The following is a 4,605-nucleotide window of genomic DNA, read 5'->3' as shown; positions in this document are numbered from 1 at the left end:
TCTGTAAGTGAAGCTCATAACTTGGCTTGACTTGACCTGCGTTTGTTACCCAAAATCTCCCGTTTTTGAACAACGCCGCGGAAAGGTATATAACAGTAGGGACATCTCATGTTGCAATTATCTCCAAAATTGAAGATGATCCGTGAATGTGGCGCATCATACATAATCTTTTTTTCTCTGAGGTTTGATTACACAACAATAGTAAATTTTCACTTCTATCTTCATTTATTAGAAGAAGTTACTCGCATAATCCTAACTTCTACCGTCCCCACTATATACTGTTCTTTCAAAAGCGCGATCTCATCTCCCAACTTACAATAATTCAACTTCAAACTACTTTCCACAAACTCAATAGCCCAAATTTTTTTTAAAAAAGTCGGAATTATTCCACCGATACTTCCGTTAAAGTTAAGAAAAATCAAAATTGGAATAACGTTATTCTAAATACGACGTAAATTAGAATAACGTTATTCTAAATATTTTTTCTAAATGCCAAACCCTCTAGTTTTGACAAATCTTTCTAAGGCGGGAGGAGTCGGTAAAACCACAATTGCTGTCAATTTAGCTTATGAATGGAGTCTGCGCGGTTTATCTGTTGGAATAATCGATCTAGATAGTAATCACACCTTAGACGAGTTTGTAGGCATTGAGCCTGAATCTGAGCCATCAAAAACCTCAGTTGTTTTGTTTGATAAGGATTTTGGTGGTAAATACAATTTCATCAACGCCTTGGAGCGAAAAAATCTGTTTGTATTTCAGGGGCATGATTTATTAGACGATGTTAATAAGAACATAGTTTCTCGTAAAAGAAGAGAGTATATCTTAAAAAGAGTTTTAGCAAAATATCCTCCCAAGCTGGATTTGATCATCTTTGATTGTGCTGGAGGTTTCGATATATTTGCTGAGAATGCTTTGGCTGCCAGCACTAATATTTTGATTCCAGTTCATATTGGAGTTAAGGCTTTGTCTGTAGCGTCACTGATCAGCCATATTTATTCATTAATAGAAGATTTAGAGATAGAACCTAGTCCAGAAATCTTAGGCTTGATCCCAAATCACTTTAATCAAACTTCGGCTAACCACTTGGGGGTCTTGGAAGCTGTCTCGGCGGAAGCCGAAGAGTTGGAGCTGAAAGTGTACTCACCGATTAAAACTTGGCAATATCTAAATAACTCTGCATTGTATGGGAAGGCATTAAAACAGTTGCGATCTAACGATCCTATGGCTAGAATTTTCGCAGAAATAGTAGACGATTTGTTAATCAATCAATAGGTGTTAAAAATGGTTAGTCAATCAACCAAGGTCAAAGACAAATTTCGTGACAGATTTAGTACAACTAAGTCTGTTCAGCAAGAAACAACGAAAGTCAAAGAACTTAAGGAAAAAATTAAAGAACTGGAAAATTCGTCGTTAGTAGCTGAAACTTCTACAGGTAAGTTTTTGATTTCGTTAGATAGAATTGAGCCAAGTAAGCAATGTCGTCAAACTTTTACAGAAAGTGTAATCCAAAAAAGAATGCAGTCACTTTCTAGAGAAGGACAACTAGATCCTTTAGTATTGGTTCCTGTGTCTGAAACAGAAGCCTTGTCAGATAGAAAATATCAACATACGCGTGGAATAAGCTCGGGAAACCCGAGCATTTCCGCGTATCAAATAGAAGATGGAGAGGTGACTTTTCGAGCTGCTAAAAGATTGGTCGAACAGGGTGATACACAATGGGAATATTTAGAAGCTGTTTTATCTAATATTGAAGATCTAGATACTATTCACTTCCGCACTTTATTGCACCATCTCCATAGTGAAGGATTGAATCCTTTAGATAGAGCAGAATCCATTTTTGCTGAAATCAATCTTCAATTACAGATTGAAACTGAGATAGCAGTTAAATTGCTCAGAAATATTGTTTATAGATCGAGCCGAGATATCGCTCTGGCAGAGGCTATAGCTAATTATGATCTGGAAGAAAGGCATCAAGAATACTTGAGACAACAGCTAGAGACAGAGCAAATAAAATTAATAACTTTATTTAATAGACTTCAAGTTGAATTAGGGTCTTTTGTCAAAAATGACTTGGCAATGTTGGCATTGACGAAAAATTTGAAAACTGCAATTAGAAAAAGAGAATTACCATGCCATCAGGCAAAAATAATTAATACTCTTAGCTCAAAAACCCTAGCTATTAATGAAGAGGAAGCAGAACAAATTAGAAATGAAGTATTAGAGCATGTGCTTCTTAACCAGCTTAGTGTCGGTAAGACTCGTAAGTACGTAAGTGAAATAATTGAAGCAAATGGCAAAAAAAAATCTATCTCTAATAATCAAGTCAAGCAAAACTATCAGCAAATAAAGATTGGGTTGCAGAAATTACCAATACCTCAGTTAAACAAAGCTCAACTTACTGCTCTAAAATCTGTCATGCTCAAACAACTTTCGGCGATCGATCGAGAATTAATCGATGATTGAAAATTAGTGTAATTTTGTATTTTGAAATGTATTTCCTATCAAACTTATGATTAATCTCTCAGAATTATTATTGAGCGCTCTTAATTGAGCGCCAATTTTAATTTTAAAATGGTCAAATCGTGTTTAACTCGTTAGGTGAAATTTGTCGGAATAATCTAGCTGCTGATTCAACGAATAGTTCTCGCTCTAAAAGAAAGTCGAGAACGACATTAGTATCGATTAAAACTCGCATTATCGATACTTCTGGGTTAGATAATCAGTATAGTCATCTTGATCGCTAACTACAGATTCAGAAGTACTTCTAGCAATTCCGCGAAGTCGGGATAAGTTTTTTTGGGGAGAAACTAAGTTAGTAGTATTTTGTTGCAATGATAATTACATAAGTATTTCGATGTTCCTAATGTCATAATTCTATTTTATGGATTGTTAATGCTTGTGATGTCGAATCGTTGTTTTGGAGAGAATAATGGGTACTCTAGGCACGTAAAAACTTAAACTTCCACTATTGAGGAAGTCATAGGGTGCATGATCAAATCCAGCTCTTTTTCTACGGCAGTGCAGATTGCCCAGCCTTTGCCATGCGGAATCGTGACCTGTCGCGATCGCCATTGGGTAGTAGTCCCACAGGAAAACTCTCATCTGATTCAACTACGCCCGATTAACGGCAGTGAAGAGCAGATTTGTGGAATTTATCAGCCCTTGGGCTTAGAAGAAATTCAAGCGGCAGAGTTTCCTCTGCCAGACCCGGCGACGATAAGTGACCATACCTCCATTCAGCTTTTAATGGATGCAGCGCGGCTGAATTTGAGGAGTGGCGCGAGTCCGTTTCGGTGTTCTGGGAAACTGGCGGTACAGCCTCGACCTTTTCAGTTGGTGCCGCTGTTGATGGCACTAAGAATGCCCACGGTGCGGATGTTGATTGCGGATGATGTGGGAATTGGGAAGACGATCGAGGCGGGGCTAATCGCCCGTGAATTGTTGGATCGGCGAGAAATTAAGCGGATTGCCGTTCTTTGTCCACCACAGCTTTGTCAGCAGTGGCAGAAGGAGCTGAAGGATAAGTTTCAGATTGAGGCGGTGGTGGTGCGATCAAGCACCATCTCAAAATTAGACGATGCTTCTGGGGAACACAGTGTTTTTTCTTACTACCCGCACATTATTGTGAGCTTGGATTATGTGAAGTCCGATCGCAGACGAGCAGCTTTCTTGGCGCAGTGTCCAGATTTTGTGATTGTGGATGAGGCGCATACTTGTAGTAATAGTAAAAGCGATAGTAGTGCCCAGCATCAACGCTATCAGTTAATCAGAGAACTTAGCAGTCGGCCAGAACGGAATTTGGTTTTGTTGAGTGCCACGCCTCACAGTGGGATTGCCGAGGGCTTTTTGTCTTTGATTGGGTTGCTGAAGCCAGAGTTTGGTGAATTAGATTTGGATAATTTTGCGCTCAAAGACCGGGAAGAGTTGGCTAAATACTTTGTGCAGCGACGACGGGGGGATGTGAAACAGTGGCTGGGTGCGGATACGCCATTCCCGGAGCGGGAAGCGACGGAAGTTAGCTATAAGCTATCAAAGGAATATTTGGCGCTATATGAAGAGGTCTATAGCTTTGCACGGCGGTTGGTGACTACCACTGATGGTTTGAGTAAGGCACAGCAGCAGGGTAGATATTGGTCGGCTTTGGCTATTTTGCGTTGTGTGATGTCGTCACCGGCAGCAGCGATCGCCACTTTAGGTAAGCAAATTGAAAACCGGGGAGATTCTGTAGACTTGTTAGATGACGAGTTGATGAGTTCCTATATTTATGACCCCACGGAGCAAGAGCAGAGTACAGATGCTGTGCCAACGGTGGAAATTGGGAGTCAGGATAGTGATAAACGGAAGCTGGCGCAGTTTTTAAAGAACGCTAAGGCGATCGCGCCAAAACAAGATCGCAAGCTACAAGTGCTGATTGATCGAGTCAAAAATCAGTTAGCCGAAGGATTGAACCCTATTGTCTGGTGTAGGTATATTGCCACCGCTAACTATGTGGCACAGCAGCTTCAGCAGGAGCTGGAAAAGAAAAAGGGGCGTTGTTCAAAAACGGGAGATTTTGGGTAACAAACGCAGGTCAAGTCAAGCCAAGTTATGAGCTTCACTTAGAGA

The 4,605-nt window shown here is 40.2% G+C and carries 4 protein-coding genes; 3 read left to right on the top strand and 1 reads right to left on the bottom strand.

The genetic code is table 11. The features are described from left to right. Nucleotides 1–489 precede the first annotated feature (489 nt). Together C7B62_RS24565 and C7B62_RS24560 are read left to right on the top strand one after the other, a co-directional pair. Nucleotides 490–1,272, top strand: coding sequence for a ParA family protein (locus C7B62_RS24565; protein ID WP_106243955.1), 783 nt, complete (start codon nt 490–492; stop codon nt 1,270–1,272). A gap of 9 nt (nt 1,273–1,281) precedes the next feature. After that, complete coding sequence (locus C7B62_RS24560) at nt 1,282–2,463, top strand: hypothetical protein (protein WP_146132211.1); 1,182 nt, start codon at nt 1,282–1,284, stop codon at nt 2,461–2,463. Between the two features lie 231 nt (nt 2,464–2,694). Here the strand turns inward: C7B62_RS24560 and C7B62_RS25960 are convergent, their stop codons facing one another. Then, entirely contained in the window at nt 2,695–2,832 is a 138-nt protein-coding gene (locus C7B62_RS25960) for a hypothetical protein (protein ID WP_158260748.1), read from the bottom strand. 156 nt (nt 2,833–2,988) lie between these two features. On the opposite strand from C7B62_RS25960, the gene C7B62_RS24550 reads away from it, so the two are divergent. Next, entirely contained in the window at nt 2,989–4,560 is a 1,572-nt protein-coding gene (locus C7B62_RS24550) for an SNF2-related protein (protein WP_106243943.1), read from the top strand. Nucleotides 4,561–4,605: the final 45 nt, after the last annotated feature.

Origin of the sequence: Pleurocapsa sp. CCALA 161 (assembly GCF_003003995.1) — a bacterium.
Taxonomy (GTDB): domain Bacteria; phylum Cyanobacteriota; class Cyanobacteriia; order Cyanobacteriales; family Xenococcaceae; genus Waterburya.
Note: the sequence above shows the minus strand (reverse complement) of the source record. Positions and strands in the feature narration are given on the sequence as shown.

What these genes read in the sequence shown, in the direction of transcription:
- C7B62_RS24550 (WP_106243943.1), top strand. Translation starts at nt 2,989, where the DNA reads ATGATCAAATCCAGCTCTTTTTCTACGGCAGTGCAGATTGCCCAGCCT.
- C7B62_RS24560 (WP_146132211.1), top strand. Translation starts at nt 1,282, where the DNA reads ATGGTTAGTCAATCAACCAAGGTCAAAGACAAATTTCGTGACAGATTT.
- C7B62_RS24565 (WP_106243955.1), top strand. Translation starts at nt 490, where the DNA reads ATGCCAAACCCTCTAGTTTTGACAAATCTTTCTAAGGCGGGAGGAGTC.